The organism is Corynebacterium hesseae (genome assembly GCF_037850265.1).
GTDB classification, from domain to species: Bacteria; Actinomycetota; Actinomycetes; order Mycobacteriales; family Mycobacteriaceae; genus Corynebacterium; species Corynebacterium hesseae.
Genome location: NZ_CP137211.1, coordinates 809816 through 830573, shown reverse-complemented (window position 1 = coordinate 830573; position 20758 = coordinate 809816). Strand labels below are relative to the sequence as shown.

Genomic DNA, 20758 nt, shown 5'->3' with positions numbered 1-20758 from the left:
ATGCAAGCCGTGAGACAAGATGCAGCAGAAAACAAGCAAGCCATCGTCGCAGCAGCCAGGCAGCTGCTCATCACCGAGGGACCGGGCGTATCCATGCGCTCAATCGCCAAGAAAGCTGGCGTGGGCGTCGCCACGGTCTCACGCCACTTCCCCGAGCGGCTCTCCCTCATCGTTGCCATCACCAGCGCGGAGGTAGCGAACATCAAGGAAGAGGTGGACAGCCACCTGCAAGGCTTCGACGAGGACCCCGAAGGCACCTGGCGCGATATCATTCATCGCATCGCCGGCCTTAACTTCGCCGCCGTTGTTCAAGCTGCGGCAGCCGAAATGAACACTGCTGCGTTCTCAGACGATGACGCGCAGAAGATCGCTGCCCATCGCACAGCAGAACTGAAATCGATCTACCAACCGATGATCGAACTCGCGCGGCAAGCAGGCCTCTGCCCCGAGTCCCTCACCCCACTCGAACTTCACATCGGCATCGGTCTCATCACCCGCCCGCTGCCCAGAACGCTAGTGAGCACCGACTACCTATCAGGTATACAAGCCCAGCTCATCGATACGCTGCTCGACGGCTTTAAAGCCCAAGCCCGTGCCGACTAGTTCCCGTGCCGACTAGTTGAGGCGCAAGTACATTACAAACACGTATAGCCCCACCGAGGAGAACATTCTCGGAGGGGCTGAAAGCAGGCCAGTCAGGCTCAGCACATTCGCTAAGTGAAGCGCAGATTTCTGCGCGCCAACTTAGCGGTTGATGCGGGTGTACGGGTGTACGTAGTTCAGCTTCTCTGCCGGCATCGGCAGAATCAGATCGTCACCATACGGGCTGGATGCGCCAGCAAACGGTGCAGTGATCTCAGTAATGACGTGCTCGCGGGGGCTGTTCTTCGGCCAAGCCGGGGATACGAAGCCTTTGTTCTCATTCGACATGCTCCTTATTATTCCAAACCCTGCGCCGAAAAGTAACTTAATCACCCAACGAGGGCCCCATCCCTCCCCCGCCTACTAAACTTGATGGCCATCATGACCTCCCCCTCAAACCGCGCCCACGTCACCGAGAGCTACCGCGAATGGCTCAGCCAACTACCCGCTGAAGACTTACGCGCCCTGCTGAGCAACCGCAGCGATGTTCTCTCCCCCGCACCGAAGGACTTCGACGCGCTGGCCTCGCGCCTGACACTTCCGATGCACGTCGCGGATGCCTTGGCGGCAAGCAACGCCGAGCAGCTCGCCGCCTTGGAGGACATCGCACAACGCGGCGGCGAAGTCGACATGGTGGAAGACACCAACCCGGCAATCACGAAACAGCTCAAGGAGCGCGGCCTCGTCTTCGGCAACGCCCCGCAGGTGCGCATCGTCACCGCCGTCATGGGCTCGCTTCCCACCGGCTGGTCGCTGCGCAATCAAGTCGAGTTCGACGCACAAGACATCGAAGCGCTCACTCCAGAAGAGCGCCACATCCTCGACGCTTTGGCCAAGGGCGATGGCGTGGGATACACCACTGACACCGAGCCGGATATCAACTCTGACGACCCCGCCAAGCGCCTGCTGGCCAAAGGTTTCTTGGAGCGCATCAATGCCCACTCGGTACGCCTGCCGCGCGCGCTCGCCCGTGCACTGGTTGGGGACGCAACCCCGCCCATCCCCACCACTCCTTCAGGACGCGCCGGCACCCCGGAACCGGATTCAAAGGCAGACGACGCCGGTGCCGCGGCGGGCCTCGAGGCCGTGCGCGGCATGGAAAGGCTCATCGAGTTGCTCGGTAACCACCCAGTCGCGCTGCTCAAGGATTCTTCGGTGGGCGTTCGCCCGCTCAACCAGTTGGCGAAGGACCTCGACTTGGATAAAGAAGAAGTCGGGCGGCTTATTGCTCTAGGACACCACGCCCGGCTTCTCCACCGCGGCGAGCCGGATGGCTTAGAGGGCCATTTCCTCGCCCCCACCACCGGATCCCAGGACTGGCTCGAGGCCGATCTCGGGGAGAAGTGGCGCATTCTTCTCGACGCCTGGCGTACCTCCCCCTGGGCCACGTGGAGCGATGCCCGGGTGCTCGCAGGCGACAGCGCAGTGCGCCGCCTGCCTCGCTTCCGTAGCTTCGTCCTGGGTGTCTACGCTCACTCAGCAGTCGCGCTGAACAGCGAAGAGTTCTGGGAGGATCTGCGCTTTCGCTCCCCACTCTTTGCCAGCCACACGCGCACGCTGACCATTGAGAATCTGCGCGCCGAAGCCGAATGGATCGGTGCCATTGCACTGGGCAAAGCCACCCGCGTGCTGGCTGATTCCGCCGCGGCCGCCAGCCTCGTCCCCGATACCGTCAGCGAATTCATCATCCAACAAGATCTCACCGTCCTCGTGCCCGGACCCCTCGAGCCAGACACGCACCGTACCCTCGCCTCCCTGGCGGACCTCGAATCCCCAGGCCTGGCCAGCGTGTACCGCATCAGCGAGTCCACCATTCGCCGCGGTATGGACCATGGGCTCACCGCCCAGGAAATGACCGACTTTTTGGAAAAGCATTGCCCGACGGGCGTGCCGCAGGCGTTGGAGTTTGCCATCGGGGACGTCGCCAAGCGCCATGGCACCCTCCGCAGCGGGCCGGCGATCTCATACCTGCGCAGCGAGGACCCCGCGCTCCTGGAGCTCGCCGTCGCATCCGTTCCCGGTCTGCGCCTGCTCGCGCCCACCGTCGCGGTATCGCAGCTGCGCGTGGGCGAGCTGCTGGAGAAGCTGCGAGCAAAGGGCCTATCCCCCACCCCGGAGGATGAATCCGGCGCTTCCCTTACCGTCGCCCCCGAGCCCTACCTTTTGCCCACGCCCCGCACGAAGCCGCGCAAGCGCGAGCCCGCCTCGGTGGAGCAGGCGCTTCAGGCTTTGCAGAAGTCAGCGCAGGATCCGAGCCAACACCAGGAGGAGGAGCCAGATCCGCTCACTCTGGCCCGCGCCGCCGCGCGCTTCCACGCCGATATCGTGATTTCCTATGCCGATAAAAGCGGCGATATCCGCACCGTGACTGTGACACCACTCTCCGTTGAGGGCGGCTACATTGATGCCCTAGGCGCAGCGGGCAAACCCGTGCGCTTCCCGGTTCACCGCATTTCCTCCGTCCGCTTCACTGACAGGGATTAAGCCCTTCCCTAACGCACAGAGTAGAAAGGCCCCAGACATGCCCGGACCGCTCATCGTCCAATCGGACAAGACTGTCCTCCTCGAGGTGGATCACCCGCAAGCCGACGCAGCCCGCGCGGCACTCGCGCCCTTCGCCGAGCTGGAGCGCGCGCCCGAGCACATTCACACCTATCGCATCACCCCGCTAGCCCTGTGGAATGCGCGCGCCGCCGGGCACGATGCCGAGCAAGTCGTCGACGTTCTGGAGAACTACTCCCGCTTCCCGGTGCCGCAGGCGCTGCTGATCGACGTCGCCGAGACCATGTCGCGCTACGGCCGCGTGCGCCTGTTGGCCCACCCAGCCCACGGTCTCATCCTCGAATCGGACGAGCCCGTCATCCTAGAAGAGCTCACGCGCACCAAAAAAGTCAGCGAACTTCTGGGCCCGCGCATCGATGACAGCACCATCGCCGTGCCGCCTTCCGCACGCGGGCGGCTCAAACAAGAGCTGCTCAAAGTCAGCTGGCCCGCCGATGACCGCGCCGGCTATGTCGACGGCGAATCCCATCCCATCGCGCTGAGCACCGAGGAAGTGGACTGGCAGCTTCGCGACTATCAGCAGTATGCCGCCGATTCCTTCTGGTCCGGTGGCTCCGGCATCGTGGTCCTGCCCTGTGGCGCGGGCAAAACCATCGTGGGTGCTGCCGCCATGGCCAAAGCACAGGCCACCACGCTCATCCTCGTGACCAACACCGTGGCCGGGCGCCAGTGGCGCGATGAGCTGCTGCGCCGCACCAGCCTCACGCCAGAGGAGATCGGTGAGTACTCGGGGGAGAAAAAGGAAATCAAGCCGATTACCATCGCCACCTACCAGGTGGTCACCCGCAAGACCAAGGGCGAATACCGTGCACTCGAGCTCTTCGATTCCCACGACTGGGGCCTCATCATCTACGACGAAGTGCACCTCCTGCCGGCCCCAGTTTTCCGAATGACCTCCGACCTACAATCGCGCCGCCGCTTAGGACTGACCGCCACACTCATCCGCGAGGACGGCCGCGAAGGCGATGTCTTTTCGCTCATCGGTCCCAAGCGCTATGACGCGCCGTGGAAGGAGCTGGAATCCGCCGGCTACATCGCCACCGCGGACTGCGTCGAGGTGCGCGTGGACATGACGCAGGAGGAGCGCCTGCTCTATGCCACGGCACAGGCGCGGGAGACGTACAGGATTGCGGCGTCGGCAAGCGCTAAGCTGCGGGCCGTCGACAAACTGCTGAAGAAGCACGAAGGTCAGCAAGCACTCATCATCGGCGCCTACGTGGACCAGCTGGAGGAGCTCGGTGAGCACCTCGACGCGCCCGTCATCGACGGCAAGACATCCACCGCCAAACGCGAAAAGCTCTTCCAGCAATTCCGCGAGGGCGAGCTTCCTACCCTGGTGGTCTCCAAAGTCGCGAACTTCTCCATCGATCTCCCCGAAGCCGCCCTGGCCATCCAGGTTTCCGGCACCTTTGGCTCCCGCCAGGAGGAAGCCCAGCGCTTGGGCCGCCTGCTGCGCCCGAAGAAGGATGGTCAGGAAGCAACCTTTTACACGTTGGTGGCGCGCGAATCGATCGACGCGGAATACGCCATGCACCGCCAGCGTTTTTTGGCCGAGCAAGGTTATGCCTACCGGCTGGTGGACGAAGTAGACTTGTGAGCTGATGAAGATTTTCAAGTTTGACGTCAACGAAGACTTTGCTAAGAAGAACAACGAGCTCCTGCGGGATTCCTCGCGCCTACGCAATTCCGGCCTCATCATGGGCTTGGTTCTTATCCTCGGAGCCCTCGCCGTTTACTTCGGCATGGATGCCGTCTGGCGCATCACGCTGGCCGTCGGCATGGTGCTCTTCGGAATCTTTTGCGCCGTTGTTGGCATCATGGCCTCGCGCAAGGTCGGCACGGCACAAAAGCTCTATGATTCTTATCCGCTAGCCCCGGCCGTGGTAGCGGAGGTTAACGAGCGTGACATGGTCCTCATGGCCTTGGTGAACACCAATGTTGACCCGAAGGCGCCGCCGCGGTGGGGCGCATGTCTGCGCACGGTCACGAGCATTCCAGGCATCAAGCGCACCGTGGGCACCAAGGTCCCGGTGGCCGCGGTCTCCGGCCAGCGCAGCTCAAGCGATAAAGACCACTGGCAGCAGATCACCCCGATGCCGATTGCCTGGGGCACCCCGGATGCGGAAACCGTGACGATTGCCCGCAAGTCCATTCCGGAGGATCAGTGGCAGCGCCTCGAGCGCGCACGCAAGCGTCTTTCTGATGTGAAGGCTACGAAATACGATCTGTTGGTGCTTTAAATGACTGTTCACAGGCTTCAAGAATTTGACGAAACCATCTTTGCCACGATGACCGCGCTTGCCGTGGAGCATGACGCGGTGAACTTGGGCCAGGGTTTCCCCGATAGCGATGGCCCACGGCGCATGCTGGAGATTGCCCAGGAGAATATCGCCGGCGGCAATAACCAATACGCTCCCCTGCGCGGGGTCCCAGCACTGGTCGACGCCATCGCAGAGACCTACTCCGTGCCGCAGGATCACGTCGTGGTCACCGCCGGTGCTACCGAGGCCATCACCGCAACAGTTTTGGGCCTCGTGGAGCCCGGCCAGGAGGTCATCGTCCTCGAGCCTTTTTACGACGCCTATATCGCCGCCATCGCGCTTGCCGACGCCACCCGCATCCCCGTCCCTTTAAAGGAATCCGGCAACAGCTGGGACATCGACGTTGCTGCGGTTCGTGCTGCCGTGACGGACAAGACCGCCATGGTCATCATCAATACCCCGCACAACCCAACCGGTTCGGTCTTCTCCCGCGAGGCACTCACCGAGCTTGCCGAGCTCTGCGTGGAAAAGGACCTCCTTGTGTTGGCCGATGAAGTCTACGAAAACCTCACCTTCGGCAGCGCCGAGCACGTCAGCATCGCCTCCCTGCCGGGGATGGCCGAACGCACCGTCACGGTGTCTTCTGCCGCCAAGTCCTTCAACTGCACCGGGTGGAAGACCGGCTGGGCCATTGCGGAGCCTAAGCTTCTCGACGGCGTCATCAAAGCCAAGCAGTTCACCACCTTCGTCTCCACCACGCCCTTCCAGCCCGCCGTGGCGCATGCCCTGCGTTATGAACAAGAATGGCTGGACGGCATGGTGTTTGAGCTTGCAGAGTGCCGCAGCATCCTTGTAGAAGGCCTAGAGCAGCTGGGATTCCACGTCCACGACACCGGCGGCACCTACTACGTGGTTGCCGATATCTCCCCCACCGGCATGACCGGCGTGGACTTCTGCATGCAGTTGCCCGCAACGAAGGGCGTGGCCGCTATCCCGCTGGCCGCCTTCACGGACAACCCAGAGCCGTGGAAGTCCAAGGTTCGCTTTGCCTTCTGCAAGCGTCCGGAAATCATCCGCGAAGCAGTTCGCCGTCTGATGCCCAATTGCTAGGAAAGCTCTCCGGGGCTCTATCACCAGCATCCCCGACCGGAACGGGGCAAATCTCTGTATTGTGGCTCACATGTCACAGCAACATTATGAATACGGCTTCAGCTCTCCCACGGAGAGATTCGAGCTGGCGGTACGTCATTCATTCGTCACAGACCCAACCATCAAAGAACAGAACGTCGAGTCCATCACCTTCTTCGCCGTCTGGCAAAAGGACGCCGGCTTCATCTGCGTCAATGTCGCTGAAATCAAGGGTGCTCCGCCCTTTGACAGCGTTCTGCGCTATAGCGAAGCGCACGAACGCATTCACCAGAATCTGTTGCTAGACCTCTTTCCGCCCAACTTTGCGGGTGAACTGCATGGCCTGCAGCAAGCACAGGAGGCTTTCAACGCAAGCAACATCGTGGCAACGTTGCTGGCCGTGCGCTATGACTACAAGCTGGATAGCTTTACGTATGACCGAAAAGACTACCCGGACCACTACACTCCACCGAGTAGCCTCGAGGAACTCTCTCCCATTGCACAAGATTTGAAAGACCAGAGCCACAAGAACGCACAATCTGGCCAGTTCTCCTACCCGGCTTTGGACTACGCCATACCACCCGCAGCCTATGGGAATGGCACCAACGGCGACGATGGAGGATTAGTCAAGCAACTCATCAACGACGTCAAACCATCCATTCAGCTTTTCAACCAGACCTCCAGTGGAGACTGGGACGGTTTCGCCATGAACTTTGTCGTGCGCAAAGCAACGGGAGGTACCTCCCTCCGCCAAGTTGACGCGATCTTCTGCTGGAATAACGGCAGCTATCGGATCGCCCCTATCCCTCGCCGCGAGGTCCACAAAAGTGCAGTTGCGCTCATCGAGCAACAGTCCTACGAGCAAGAATTCGAATTAGCGGTCATCCGCCTCAAATACCGTCAAAAGGACGGCTTTGCACTGAGAATCGAGTGGAACGGTGAGGCTATCCCATTTGTTGGTTCTCCTTTGAACAGCAAGAGCTTGGTCCATAACGAATGGCCCCTTCAATAGAAGTCCGCGGCGATACCACCTAGTTGCTGCCGCGTTGTGAAAACGGGAAAGAGACCGTTAAAGCAATGATGGTGCTTTAACGGTCTCTTCGTTGTTTGTATTGAGTTGTTTGTTGTTGTTTGGTGTCGGCGGTTTCTTACTCTCCCACAACCTCCCGGTTGCAGTACCATCAGCGTTAGCAGGCTTAGCTTCCGGGTTCGGAATGGGTACCGGGCGTTTCCCTGCTGCTATAGGCCACCGACAAACACTTAGGGCAACGTCTGGTTGCTGGTGTTGTGTCAGATACTGTGTAGTGGACGCGAACACGGCAGTGTGATTGATTAACTGTTGTGTTTGTTGTTGACACACCCTAAAGAATGGGTGTGTGTGTTTGTTTTGGTCTATTAGTACCAGTAGCCTTCACACCTTGCGGTGCGTCCAGGTCTGGCCTATCAACCCCATCGTCTTTGGGGGACCTCAAATGAAACCTCATCTTAAAACAGGCTTCCCGCTTAGATGCTTTCAGCGGTTATCCCTTCCGTACGTAGCCAACCAGCGATGCTCCTGGCGGAACAACTGGCACACTAGAGGTACGTCCGTCCCGGTCCTCTCGTACTAGGGACAGCCTTCTTCAAGTTTCAACGCGCGCGGCGGATAGAGACCGAACTGTCTCACGACGTTCTGAACCCAGCTCGCGTGCCGCTTTAATGGGCGAACAGCCCAACCCTTGGGACCTACTCCAGCCCCAGGATGCGACGAGCCGACATCGAGGTGCCAAACCATCCCGTCGATATGGACTCTTGGGGAAGATCAGCCTGTTATCCCCGGGGTACCTTTTATCCGTTGAGCGACACCACATCCACAAGTAGGTGCCGGATCACTAGTCCCGACTTTCGTCCCTGTTCGACATGTCTGTCTCACAGTCAAGCTCCCTTGTGCACTTACACTCGCTACCTGATTGCCAACCAGGCTGAGGGAACCTTTGGGCGCCTCCGTTACATTTTGGGAGGCAACCGCCCCAGTTAAACTACCCACCAGGCACTGTCCCCAACCCAGATCATGGGCCAAGGTTAAGGTATCCAATCCGATCAGAGTGGTATTTCAACAACGACTCCACGCGTGCTGGCGCACACGTCTCATAGTCTCCCACCTATCCTACACAAACCGAACCGAACACCAATACCAAGCTATAGTGAAGGTCCCGGGGTCTTTTCGTCCTGCCGCGCGTAACGAGCATCTTTACTCGTAGTGCAATTTCACCGGGCCTGTGGTTGAGACAGCAGAGAAGTCGTTACGCCATTCGTGCAGGTCGGAACTTACCCGACAAGGAATTTCGCTACCTTAGGATGGTTATAGTTACCACCGCCGTTTACTGGGGCTTAAATTCTCAGCTTCGCAGTCAAAGACTACTAACCGGTCCTCTTAACCTTCCAGCACCGGGCAGGCGTCAGTCCATATACATCAACTTAACGTCTTCGCATGGACCTGTGTTTTTGATAAACAGTCGCTTCCCTCTATTCTCTGCGACCCCACAACCCACAACACTTGCAAGAAGTGTCAAAGTCGTGTGGTCCCCCTTCTCCCGAAGTTACGGGGGCATTTTGCCGAGTTCCTTAACCACAGTTCACCCGAACGCCTTAGTATTTTCAACCTGACCACCTGTGTCGGTTTAGGGTACGGGCCATACATCCACATCGCTAGAGGCTTTTCTCGACAGTACTAGATCACCAACTTCACCCACATTTGGGCTACGCATCACGCCTCAGGTTAAACGGTGTGCGGATTTGCCTACACACCACCTCACACGCTTACACCAACAATCCACTAAGCGGCATGGCTACTACACTGTGTCACCCCATCACTTGAACCACACATCAGGCCCCACGACATCAACAACCACCGTGTTCAAAGAACACGACGATCGTATCCGCGGTGGTTAGTATCAGTGCTTTATCATGGGCGCGGATATACGGGTACCAGAATATCAACTGGTTATCCATCGACTACGCCTGTCGGCCTCGCCTTAGGTCCCGACTCACCCTGGGAAGACGAACTTGACCCAGGAACCCTTAGTCATCCGGCGGGAAGGATTCTCACCTTCCAATTCGTTACTCATGCCTGCATTCTCACTCGCACACACTCCACGCCGCCTTACGGTAACGCTTCAACACATGCACGACGCTCCCCTACCCAATACAAAGTATTGCCGCGGCTTCGGCGGTGTGCTTGAGCCCCACTACATTGTCGGCGCAGGACCACTCGACCAGTGAGCTATTACGCACTCTTTCAAGGATGGCTGCTTCTAAGCCAACCTCCTGGCTGTCTTCGCGATCCCACATCCTTTTCCACTTAGCACACCCTTAGGGGCCTTAACCGGCGATCTGGGCTGTTTCCCTCTCGACTATGAAGCTTATCCCCCACAGTCTCACTGCCGCACAACACAATTAGTGGCATTCGGAGTTTGGCTGACATTGCTAAGATTGTAGTCCCGCTCAACCAACCAGTAGCTCTACCTCCACCAAGCTAATGCGACGCTGCACCTAAATGCATTTCGGGGAGAACCAGCTATCACGGAGTTTGATTGGCCTTTCACCCCTACCCACAGCTCATCCCCGCAGTTTTCAACCTACGTGGGTTCGCGCCTCCACAGCATCTTACTACTGCTTCACACTGGCCATGGGTAGATCACCCCGCTTCGGGTCCAGGACATGCCACTAAACACCCCATGAGGATTCGGTTTCCCTACGGCTACCCCACACGGGTTAACCTCGCGACATGCCGCTGACTCGCAGGCTCATTCTTCAAAAGGCACGCCATCACACACATACAGGTGCTCTGACGGATTGTAAGCACATGGTTTCAGGAACTATTTCACTCCCCTCCCGGGGTACTTTTCACCATTCCCTCACGGTACTCATACACTATCGGTCACACTGAGTATTTAGGCTTACCGGGTGGTCCCGGCAGATTCACAGCAGATTCCACGAGCCCGCTGCTACTCGGGCAACCCAACAACCCATGCATTGAAGCCTTCAACTACGGGACTATCACCCTCTACGGTCGGCGTTTCCACACCACTTCACCTAACAACAACACACAAGCAAACCAGTGGTAGCTGATTCACATTGGGGCCCACAACACCGCACACACAACCTCTACCAAGTATCACATGCACACGGTTTAGCCTCATCCACGTTCGTTCGCCACTACTAGCAGAATCATATTTTATTTTCTTCTCCTACGGGTACTGAGATGTTTCACTTCCCCGCGTAAACCCCCACAACAGCTATGAATTCACTGAAGGGTAACACCCCATAACAGGTGCCAGGTTTCCCCATTCGGACATCCTCGGATCAACGCTCTATTGACAACTCCCCGAGGCTTAACGCAGCCTTACACGTCCTTCATCGGCCCAGCATGCCAAGGCATCCACCATGCGCCCTAAATAACGAACACACAACCAACACAACAACCACCACAAAAGCAACAGTCATCATGCTGGTGTGAACACACAAAACACAAAAGAACAAAGAAATCACACAAACCATGACCCACCACCAACACAAAGAAGATGGAAAGCACATGGTTGAATGCTCGCGTCCACTATACAGTTCTCACACAACACCCCACACAAGACAACAACCACACCAAAAAAGTAGTTATTGAAACTTACATGGGTTACAACCAGGGAACAATGCCCCAGACACCCAACAATGCACCAAGCACTTTTCAACGCGTTAGTTGAATCATCATTCTGGTTAAGATGTATCTCCACCCGATTATCAATCAGTGGCAGTAAAACAATCGTCTACATAAACCACCAAGCGAGTAAGAATAAACACTCACACGCTATACAGCACCAACTGGTGCTCAAAATAAATGCTCCTTAGAAAGGAGGTGATCCACCCGCACCTTCCGGTACGGGTACCTTGTTACGACTTCGTCCCAATCGCCGATCCCACCTTCGACAGCTCCCTAACAAGTTTAGGCCACTGGCTTCGGGTGTTACCAACTTTCATGACGTGACGGGCGGTGTGTACAAGGCCCGGGAACGTATTCACCGCAGCGTTGCTGATCTGCGATTACTAGCGACTCCGACTTCATGGGGTCGAGTTGCAGACCCCAATCCGAACTAAGACCGGCTTTCAGCGATTCGCTCCACCTCACAGTGTCGCTGCGCGTTGTACCGACCATTGTAGCATGTGTGAAGCCCTGGACATAAGGGGCATGATGATTTGACGTCATCCCCACCTTCCTCCGAGTTAACCCCGGCAGTCTCTCATGAGTCCCCAACCAAATGCTGGCAACATAAGACAAGGGTTGCGCTCGTTGCGGGACTTAACCCAACATCTCACGACACGAGCTGACGACAACCATGCACCACCTGTACACCAACCACAAGGGACACTACATCTCTGCAGCAATCTGGTGTATGTCAAGCCCAGGTAAGGTTCTTCGCGTTGCATCGAATTAATCCACATGCTCCGCCGCTTGTGCGGGCCCCCGTCAATTCCTTTGAGTTTTAGCCTTGCGGCCGTACTCCCCAGGCGGGGCGCTTAATGCGTTAGCTACGGCACAGAAGACGTGGAAGCCCCCTACACCTAGCGCCCACCGTTTACGGCATGGACTACCAGGGTATCTAATCCTGTTTGCTACCCATGCTTTCGCTCCTCAGCGTCAGTAACTGCCCAGAGACCTGCCTTCGCCATCGGTGTTCCTCCTGATATCTGCGCATTTCACCGCTACACCAGGAATTCCAGTCTCCCCTACAGCACTCAAGTTATGCCCGTATCGCCTGCACGCCCGAAGTTAAGCCCCGGAATTTCACAGACGACGCGACAAACCACCTACGAGCTCTTTACGCCCAGTAATTCCGGACAACGCTCGCACCCTACGTATTACCGCGGCTGCTGGCACGTAGTTAGCCGGTGCTTCTTATACAGGTACCGTCACAAAAAGCTTCGTCCCTGTCGAAAGGAGTTTACAACCCGAAGGCCGTCATCCCCCACGCGGCGTCGCTGCATCAGGCTTCCGCCCATTGTGCAATATTCCCCACTGCTGCCTCCCGTAGGAGTCTGGGCCGTATCTCAGTCCCAATGTGGCCGTACACCCTCTCAGGCCGGCTACCCGTCGACGCCTTGGTAGGCCATTACCCCACCAACAAGCTGATAGGCCGCGAGCTCATCTTGCACCGAAAAAACTTTCCAACCACCACACTAAAGGCAGTTCATATCCGGTATTAGACCCAGTTTCCCAAGCTTATCCCAGAGTGCAAGGCAGATCACCCACGTGTTACTCACCCGTTCGCCACTCGAGTACCCCTTGCAAGCAAGGGGCCTTTCCGTTCGACTTGCATGTGTTAAGCACGCCGCCAGCGTTCGTCCTGAGCCAGGATCAAACTCTCCACAAAAAAGGCCGTGAAAAGCCCAAACCTAGACAAAAAGACAAACCACAACAGACCAAAAGGCCTGAACTGGCTATCCAAAAATTACATAAAGAAAAAATCTCGAAACCAACCCCCAACCCGACGGGGCACAAAAGGAGGCTGGCAAAGTCAGAAGATTTTAAATCATTTACGCCCAAACAACTTATGTTATTTACAATGACGCCGCTAAAGGAAAAGCGCCATCCGGCATACACCAACCGTGCCATACATATGGCACAACACGGCCAGAAAAAATAAAATCAACCAACACAAAAAGTACATTGGCACACTATTGAGTTCTCAAACATCGTTCGCACACCACAAACAAAATTAACCAAACGTTAACCTCTCCGCAGCGGCCCGAACAACCTTACCCAACAAGCTCAACCAAAGTCAAACCCGCCGAACAAACATTGTCCGAACATCTACCACCAGTTAACCTCCCGGCTACCTCGCGGCGACTCGGATAAATATACGCACACCCCCAACAAACAACAAATCCCCAGGAAAATACGCATTTTGGCGCTCTTCCTGGGGCGGTTTTCTGACTGTCGGGCAGTCCACCCGAATGTTAATAGCTAGTGGTAACAGGCCAACAGCCCATCCGGGCCATCGATAACAGTGATGGGTGTTTCGAAGATGGGCGTGAGAATCTCATCGCGCATGATCTCCTCCGGACTGCCGAAAGAAACGATGCTTCCATCCTTGGCCGCACAAATGTAGTCGGCATAACGAGCAGCAAAGTTGATGTCATGGAGGACGATGATGATCGTCCGGCCAAATTCCTTGCCGGCCTTCCGCAAATGCTTCATCATCTCCACAGAGTGTGAGATGTCGAGGTTGTTGAGGGGTTCGTCGAGAAGCACGTAATCCGTTTCCTGGCAGAGCACCATCGCCACATAAGCGCGCTGGCGCTGCCCACCGGATAGCTCGTCGAGATAGCGATTCTCCAATTCGCCAAGGCGGAAGAAGTCAATGTAGCGCGAGACTATCTCTTCGCCTTCTGCAGTTAGACGCCCCTTTGAGTAAGGGAACCGGCCAAAGCTCACCAGCTGACGCACGGTCAGCTTGGTGATGAAGTGGTTTTCCTGGCGCAGGATGGAAAGAATCTTTGCCAGATCCTGCGATTTCGTCGAAGCGACGTCATATCCGGCGACCTCAATGGTGCCCTCGTCGACGTCGAGAAGCCGGCCAATCATCGTGAGCATCGTAGATTTGCCCGCGCCATTCGGACCGATGAGGGCCGTGATGCCACCGGAGGGGATCTCCAAATCGATGGGACCGATGTTGGTCTCGCCGGAGTAGGACTTCGAGACATTGGAAAGCTTGATCACAGCTTGCCCTTTCGCAGAATGACTAGAAGGAAGACGCTGCCGCCCACCAACTCAATGATGATGGAGACCACGCCCTGTGCATAAAAGACGTGCTCCATCAGGAAGTAGGCGCCGGTGAGTACAGCGAAGGCGATGGCTATAGCCATCGGGAAGAGGAAACGGTGGTCATAAGTCTCCGCCGCCTGGTAGGCCAACGTTGCTACGAGGAATCCGAGGAAGGTCATGGGCCCGACGAGCGCGGTGCTCGTGGCCATAAGGATGGAGACCAAAATCAGCGTGTAGATGGCGTTGACCTTGTGGTTAACGCCCAGGTTTGTGGCGGCATCTCTTCCCAATGCCAGCACGTTGAGCTGACGGGAGTTGAGGAACATCAACAGTGTCACCGCAATGACCAGCGGAATCGCGATGGGATAGTACTCACTTTCCGCGTTATTAACGGAGCCGAAAAGCCGCGCAGTGAGCACGTCGAACTCGCTGGGGGTGAGCATGCGCTGCATAAACGTTGCCAACGAGCCGAGGCCGCCGCCGATAATGATGCCCACGAGCAACATCGCATGCATGTTGTTGCGGCGGCTGGTCAGCAGCCACGAATACAGCACCACAGACAGCGCCACCATGAGCGCGAGCTGCATGAGAAAGGTTCCCATGGTCCGCGCCTGGGTCAGGCCGGCAGCACCGAGGAAGAAGACCGTAGCCGTATTGATGGCCACGTACAGGGATTCAAAGCCCATGATGGAGGGCGTGAGGATTCGGTTGTTGGTCACCGTGTGGAAAGCCACCGTGGCGACTGCTTGGCACACGGCGACAACCGCCATGGCGGTCACCGCATCAGCGCGGCGACGCGCAATGAGCCACCACTTCCGGGTCCCAAAGTCCATGGGGTTGTCATAGGCCAAAAGGCCGAAGGCAAAAACCAGCCCAGCGATGATCAAAGCACCGAGGATGATCCAGTACTTTCGCGCCGCAGCTGCAGACTGGAAGCTGCCCACGTTTCGCCGGGCTCGTGAAACTTGCACAGCTTCCTTCGTCGCAGGGATAGAGATACTCACACTCACTTGGTCGACCTCACGATCAAGACGACGAAAACGATAGCACCCACAACGCCCAGGATGACCGATACTGGCATCTCAAACGGGGCAATGATGATTCGGCCAATCAGGTCGCACAAGGTCACCGTGGCGATGCCGAGCAGGCAGACCCACGGAAGATTGGAGCGCAGATCATCGCCGCGCACCATGCTCACCACATTGGGCACGATGAGGCCCAAGAAAGGCAGGGTGCCAACGACGACGGTGACCACGCCCGTCGCCACCGCGATGAGGCCGGTTCCCAGCAGGATCATCCGCTGGTAATTCAGGCCGATATTGGTGGCGATGTCCTCCCCTAGCCCGGCGACGGTGAGTTTATCCGCGTAGAAATACACCGCCAGCAAAACCAGCAGCACGATCCACAGGACTTCGTATTGCCCCTCATAGACAGAGGTAAAGGATCCCATGAACCAGATGCCGAGCTGCTGCAAGGTATCCGTCGCTAGCGCTACGTAGGACGACACCGCACTAACGACAGCGCCCAGCATAATGCCGATGATCGGCACGATGAGTGAAGAGCGCAGTGCCACGCGACGCAGGAACGCGAAAAACACCATGGTGCCCACGAAAGCGAAGAGCACCGAAATGATCATCTTCACCAGTACCGATGCATGCGGGAAGAGGATTAGGGAAAAGAGCAGGCCCAATCCGGCCCACTCGGTAGTTCCCGTCGTCGTGGGTTCCACGAAGCGGTTTTGAGTCAGCAGCTGCATAACCAAACCGCTCATTGCCATCGCAGCGCCCGCCAAAACGAGCGCCACGGTACGCGGTATGCGGGTGGTGAAGAACATCTCCCAGCCGTCCTCATTATCGAGGATGCTGTACTCGCCCACCATGAGGGAAAGGAGGAGTAGCGCGACGACGCCAAGTACGCCAAGGCCCAGCTTCCAGGTCAGCACAGAACCGCGCGAACTGCGCTTGTTCGCGGCTGGCCGCTGGGACGCAGCGCTACTCTTCACCGTCACGTTGTGAATCTTCTCCTTCGCTAACGCAGAACTGTTTAGGCTTGGGCCTTCTCGAAGGCGTCGGCAAGCGCGTTCAAGATCTCGGTGTAGGTAATGATGGACTCATCAATGTAGGTGTCATTCGGCGCCACGTAAACGTTGCCGTCCTTTACCGCGCTCACGCTCTTCAGCGCCGCATTGTCCTTGACCAGCTTCTCACCCGGGGTGACCTGCTCGCCTTCCTTGGAAATGGCAGCGTCGCGGTCCATAACGAGGATCCAATCCGGGTTGGACTGAGCAATCGCCTCGACGGAAATATCATCGCCCTCGTGGTCGTCAGAAGCATTGTCGACCTCTAGGGCCGGGGTCAGGCCGAGCAAGTCGAAGACCGGCCCATACACGCGCCCGATGCCAGGAGCGATGTAGCCGATTTCACCACCGGAGGTATTCACGGCCATCACCTTCTGCTCAGGGTCATAGGCCTTCTTGGCACGCTCGGCGGCAGCGTCGAAGTCCGCGATGAGCTTTTCGGCGTCTTCCTCGTGGCCAAAGACCTGGCCCAGCGCCTCGGTGTGGCGCTTGAGCTCTTCGAAGAAGTCCTTGTCATCGCGCGGCTCGAAGTCAACAACTGGAACATCTTCGAGCAGCTTCTCGATGTCCTCCTGGTGCTGCTCGAAACGCTGGCCGTTCCACACCACGTCCGGCTCCGCTGCGACGAGGCTTTCCAGATCCGGTTCCTTATGGGAGCCCAGATCAACCTCGACGGTGTCCTTGTTGTAGGTATCACGCAGGGACTTCGGCACCAGCGGAAGCGGCGCGGCGGCAAGGTCGATATCCCACTGAGCCAGAACGGAGAAAGCGCGGTTATCCGTCACCGCGGGGTTCTCTACCGGCAGCGCGACCTCCTTCGAACCAAAGTTATCCTCCAGCGTAATCGTGGAGGAGTCCGCGGCTGCGGAGTTGGTCGGCTCAGCAGAATCCTGGGATTGGTTTGCGGAGCAACCCGTTAGAGCGAGCGCAGCCACGGAGAGGGTGGCGGCAACTTTGGTGACGGTCGCGCCTGCGGCACGGCGAGAAAGAGTAAACATAGTTTCCTTGCATATTAGGTGTGGCTAACCACAGCTGGCAAATAATGTCAGCGCATAACCTAACCTATGTAAGGCTTACCTTTCAAGCACACAATTGTTTCTTAATTCATCACGGGGGTACGCATACGCTGGGCGACGCCCCGTGACGTGCCATTACAAGGACGTGGCCCGCTACCCCTTCTCCGCGATGAGATCGGTCACCGATACGGGCCCTTCCCTATCAAAGTCTTCCTGCGCCGCGCGGCGAAAGTCCGAGTCCGCCAAGAAATCTAGCGCTACTTGCGCCAACCCGGCAGCCGAATCGACAGCCGCATCCACCGCCTGCGGCGTGGCCGCCCAGCGGGCGAAGTCCTCGGTATGCAAGGCCACGTCGGTAGGCGAAACCTGCACCATCGGGTGCAAACCCGGAACGAGGTGGGAGACGTTGCCGAAGTCCGTCGAGGCAGCCACCGTATCCGGAACCGTCCCCGCCGGCAGCGCAGTGCGCCCCCGGCGCGCTTGCGTCGCCGTCCAGCGGTCCACCAGCGCCGCATTGTTGCGCACGGGCAGCGTCATCGGATGCTCGTCCCAATCCACATCCACCTCAACGCCGGCCATGAGCGCTGCACCCTGGACGATGTCTTCCACCCTGGCGGACAGATCCATGAGCGTGCGCGTTCCCAACGAGCGCACGTAAATAGTCATCTCCGCCTCGCTCGGAATAATGGAAGGGCGATCGCCACCGCTCATGATGGCGTGCACGCGATCCGAAGGCGGCATCTGCTGCCGCATAAGCCCAATCCCCTGGTAGGCCAAGCTCGCAGCGTCTAGGGCGTTGCGCCCCATAAAGGGCTGGGAGCTCGCATGTGCAGCCACACCACGAAATGTCACACGCAAGATGCGGCGGCCTACCCAGGCGTGCGCGCCGATGTCATAACCAAAGCCATGGATCATCACTGCGGCATCCACGCCGTCGAGGCTGCCTCCGCGAATCATGTATTCCTTGCCTGAATGACCTTCCTCCGCAGGGGTTCCCTGGAGAAGTATGCGGCCGGATAAGGAAGGGGTGGCGTCGTCCAGCACGGCAGTAGCCGCCAAGAATCCAGTAACACCCGCCGCGGCGATGACATTGTGCCCACACGCGTGCCCAATATGCGGCAGGGCATCATATTCCGCCAGGATGGCCACGGTGGGATGCTGCCCGGGATCGAAATCCGGGCTCTGCCACGAGGCTTCGAACGCGGTCTCCACACCATAGACCCCGCGGCGCGTGGAAAAACCATGCTCCTCCACGAGGTCCGCGAGTACCGCCATGGAGCGATGCTCCTCAAAAGCGGTTTCGGGGTGGGCGTGCAGATCCGCAACGATGTGCGCTGCCTGCTCCCGCAGGGCATCTGCCTGTGCTGCAGCAGCGTCCCAGAGCCGCGATTGGCCCGGGTAGTCCTCTCCGTGCTTTTCCGGTGGGGCGGCGGACGCCACGCGCTTGGCGACGCCCTCCTCCATCGCCTCCAAATACGCTGTCGACGGATTGTTGCGTTCGTCCATTCGATTAACCAATCATGACGTTGTTGCCCGGTCCCAGCGGAAGATCCACATAGAACCAGATGGCCAGCAGAATTGCCCAAGCGGTAAAGAACGGGATAACGAAGGGCACGAGGCGCGACATCAGTGTTCCCAGGCCCGCCCCGCGCTCATAGCGCTGGAGGAAGCCAAGCATGACGATCATGTACGGGTTCAGCGGGGTGATGATCTGGGTCGCGGAATCACCAACGCGGAACGCACCCTGAATGAAGGCCGGTTCATAACCCAGCAGGGCAAACATCGGAACGAAGACCGCTGCCATGAGCGTCCACATGGAAGAACCGGAAATGATCAGCAGGTTCAGGCAGGACGCGAGCGCAATGAAGGCGAAAATGGCTGGGAAGCCGGTAAGCCCGATGGATTCGAGGAAGGCCGCACCCTTCACAGCAGTGAAGGTACCGATACCGGTCCACGCAAAGAGCGCCACGAACTGACCCAGGATGAAGGCCAGAATAAGGAAGCTCATCATGTCTTTGAGAGCACCGATCATCATGTTCACGACGTCGGTGATCCCCTTGACCGTGCCCACAACCTTGCCGTAGACCACGCCAAGCACCAAGAAGTAGGCGAAAACGATGAAGACGATGGAATTCAGCAGCGGGGACTTGGGCAAGAAGCTGCCCTCTTCATTGCGCCACGGCGATTCCGGCAGAAGGACTGCGAAGAGGATGATGGCGGTGAGGATGACCGTGGCCACACCGGACCAGATGAGGCCCTTGGATTCGGCCGGGCGCAGTTCAGCGGTGAGCTCCTCGCCGTTTTCATCGCGGTCACCACGCTCAGCGGCGTCCTCGGGATCAATATCTTCCTCAGTGGGAACTTCCTGCTGCCACATGCGCGGCTCGATGACCTTGTCGATGATGAAACCAGCCAGCACACCCAGCACGATGGAGGAGGCCACGTTGAAGTAGTAATTCGACATGGCGTTTACCGGCGCAAAGTCAGTATTCGGCAGGGTATCCATGACCGCGGTGGTAATACCGGCAAAGAGCGCATCCAAGGAAGTCGGCACCAAGGATGTGGAATAGCCAGCGCCCACGGCGGCGAAGCCACCAATCAGGCCAGCCACTGGGTGGCGGCCCGCGGCTTTGAAGACCATCGCCGCCAGCGGCGGGACGATGACGAAGGCGGCATCCGCCATGACCGAAGCGGTCACGCCGATGACGCCGACTGCATAGGGCAGCAGCCACGGCTTCGCAGAACCGAAGAGCTTACGGATGAGCGCCGAGAGCATGCCGGAGCGCTCCGCCACACCTACCGCCAGCATGATGGGAAGTACCGTCACCAGCGGCGGAAAGTTGATATAGTTCTCCCCCATTGTCGTGGTGAACCAGGTCAGCCCCTCACCGGTGAACAGGCCTTTAACTGGCTGAATTTCATCGCTACCGGGAATCTTAATTTCCACGCCCATCTTCGCCATGATGGTGGAAAGCACGCCTGTGATCAGGAAGAGGACCAGGAAGATGGTGAAGGGCTCCGGCAGCTTGTTGCCGATGTATTCGACACCATTAAGGAACTTATCCAGCATTCCCCCACTGGATTGTTGGCTCTGCTTTTGCTCAGCCTTTGCGGGATTCGTCTTCGGCTTTTCCGCGGTGCCAGCGCCGCCTTGTGGCGCCGTATTGGATGGGCTGTTCATGGGTACTCCTGTCGTAGGGGTCAGTCCCAGTGCTCCACGTCACACTGTTGGGGAAAGGCTACCACGGGAATGTAACTTGGGTAACAAATATTTTCC

13 protein-coding genes and 3 rRNA genes are annotated in these 20758 nt (G+C 58.0%); 6 read left to right on the top strand and 10 right to left on the bottom strand.

The genetic code is table 11. The features are described 5' to 3' along the window. Positions 1-603 (top strand): TetR/AcrR family transcriptional regulator, encoded by a 603-nt coding sequence (locus tag R3O64_RS03925; RefSeq protein WP_227485958.1) that lies wholly within the window; start codon positions 1-3, stop codon positions 601-603. Positions 604-744: 141 nt separating this feature from the next. Here R3O64_RS03925 and R3O64_RS03920 read toward each other — a convergent pair whose 3' ends face one another. Beyond that, a complete protein-coding gene (locus tag R3O64_RS03920) occupies positions 745-930 on the bottom strand; it encodes a hypothetical protein (RefSeq protein ID WP_070523044.1) in 186 nt (61 codons plus the stop codon). Positions 931-1023: 93 nt separating this feature from the next. On the opposite strand from R3O64_RS03920, the gene R3O64_RS03915 reads away from it, so the two are divergent. The 5 genes from R3O64_RS03915 (at position 1024) to R3O64_RS03895 (ending at position 7605) form a co-directional block, all read left to right on the top strand. Continuing rightward, complete coding sequence (locus tag R3O64_RS03915) at positions 1024-3126, top strand: helicase-associated domain-containing protein (protein ID WP_339017325.1); 2103 nt, start codon at positions 1024-1026, stop codon at positions 3124-3126. Positions 3127-3163: 37 nt separating this feature from the next. Beyond that, positions 3164-4801, top strand: a complete 1638-nt coding sequence (locus R3O64_RS03910) for a DNA repair helicase XPB (protein ID WP_339017324.1) — start codon at positions 3164-3166, stop codon at positions 4799-4801. 4 nt (positions 4802-4805) lie between these two features. Further along, positions 4806-5444 (top strand): DUF3239 domain-containing protein, encoded by a 639-nt coding sequence (locus R3O64_RS03905; protein ID WP_070624536.1) that lies wholly within the window; start codon positions 4806-4808, stop codon positions 5442-5444. After that, positions 5445-6575: an aminotransferase class I/II-fold pyridoxal phosphate-dependent enzyme gene (locus R3O64_RS03900; protein WP_339017323.1), complete on the top strand. Its 1131-nt coding sequence runs from the start codon at positions 5445-5447 to the stop codon at positions 6573-6575. It abuts the gene before it with no gap. Between the two features lie 70 nt (positions 6576-6645). Further along, positions 6646-7605: a hypothetical protein gene (locus tag R3O64_RS03895; RefSeq protein WP_339017322.1), complete on the top strand. Its 960-nt coding sequence runs from the start codon at positions 6646-6648 to the stop codon at positions 7603-7605. Positions 7606-7728: 123 nt separating this feature from the next. Here the strand turns inward: R3O64_RS03895 and rrf are convergent. The 9 genes from rrf to R3O64_RS03850 form a co-directional block, all read right to left on the bottom strand. Continuing rightward, positions 7729-7847: ribosomal RNA gene (gene rrf / locus R3O64_RS03890) — 5S ribosomal RNA — on the bottom strand. Between the two features lie 122 nt (positions 7848-7969). Next, positions 7970-11040, bottom strand: a 23S ribosomal RNA gene (locus R3O64_RS03885). A 434-nt stretch (positions 11041-11474) separates the two neighbouring features. Further along, positions 11475-12994: ribosomal RNA gene (locus tag R3O64_RS03880) — 16S ribosomal RNA — on the bottom strand. The 16S, 23S and 5S rRNA genes sit together here, the layout of an rRNA operon. Before the next feature lie 593 nt (positions 12995-13587). Further along, the gene (locus R3O64_RS03875) at positions 13588-14343 is read right to left on the bottom strand and encodes an ABC transporter ATP-binding protein (protein ID WP_102234033.1); all 756 of its coding nucleotides are present in this window, start codon (positions 14341-14343) and stop codon (positions 13588-13590) included. Beyond that, a complete protein-coding gene (locus R3O64_RS03870; protein WP_219722551.1) occupies positions 14340-15359 on the bottom strand; it encodes an iron chelate uptake ABC transporter family permease subunit in 1020 nt (339 codons plus the stop codon). Before R3O64_RS03870 ends, R3O64_RS03875 begins: the two co-directional genes overlap by 4 nt. A 35-nt stretch (positions 15360-15394) precedes the next feature. Next, positions 15395-16396 carry an ABC transporter permease gene (locus R3O64_RS03865; RefSeq protein WP_425248914.1) on the bottom strand — a complete coding sequence of 334 codons (1002 nt, stop codon included), beginning with the start codon at positions 16394-16396 and terminating at the stop codon, positions 15395-15397. Between the two features lie 35 nt (positions 16397-16431). Further along, positions 16432-17463, bottom strand: a complete 1032-nt coding sequence (locus R3O64_RS03860) for a siderophore ABC transporter substrate-binding protein (protein WP_070524657.1) — start codon at positions 17461-17463, stop codon at positions 16432-16434. 171 nt (positions 17464-17634) lie between these two features. Then, the gene (locus tag R3O64_RS03855; RefSeq protein ID WP_070596540.1) at positions 17635-18987 is read right to left on the bottom strand and encodes a M20 family metallopeptidase; all 1353 of its coding nucleotides are present in this window, start codon (positions 18985-18987) and stop codon (positions 17635-17637) included. 4 nt (positions 18988-18991) lie between these two features. Beyond that, entirely contained in the window at positions 18992-20662 is a 1671-nt protein-coding gene (locus tag R3O64_RS03850) for an AbgT family transporter (protein WP_339017321.1), read from the bottom strand. Positions 20663-20758 lie beyond the last annotated feature (96 nt).

Coding starts and splice junctions, on each gene's coding strand:
- R3O64_RS03855 (WP_070596540.1), bottom strand. CDS start 18,987: ATGGACGAACGCAACAATCCGTCGACAGCGTATTTGGAGGCGATGGAG.
- R3O64_RS03905 (WP_070624536.1), top strand. CDS start 4,806: ATGAAGATTTTCAAGTTTGACGTCAACGAAGACTTTGCTAAGAAGAAC.
- R3O64_RS03850 (WP_339017321.1), bottom strand. CDS start 20,662: ATGAACAGCCCATCCAATACGGCGCCACAAGGCGGCGCTGGCACCGCG.
- R3O64_RS03925 (WP_227485958.1), top strand. CDS start 1: ATGCAAGCCGTGAGACAAGATGCAGCAGAAAACAAGCAAGCCATCGTC.
- R3O64_RS03895 (WP_339017322.1), top strand. CDS start 6,646: ATGTCACAGCAACATTATGAATACGGCTTCAGCTCTCCCACGGAGAGA.
- R3O64_RS03900 (WP_339017323.1), top strand. CDS start 5,445: ATGACTGTTCACAGGCTTCAAGAATTTGACGAAACCATCTTTGCCACG.
- R3O64_RS03860 (WP_070524657.1), bottom strand. CDS start 17,463: ATGTTTACTCTTTCTCGCCGTGCCGCAGGCGCGACCGTCACCAAAGTT.
- R3O64_RS03910 (WP_339017324.1), top strand. CDS start 3,164: ATGCCCGGACCGCTCATCGTCCAATCGGACAAGACTGTCCTCCTCGAG.
- R3O64_RS03915 (WP_339017325.1), top strand. CDS start 1,024: ATGACCTCCCCCTCAAACCGCGCCCACGTCACCGAGAGCTACCGCGAA.
- R3O64_RS03920 (WP_070523044.1), bottom strand. CDS start 930: ATGTCGAATGAGAACAAAGGCTTCGTATCCCCGGCTTGGCCGAAGAAC.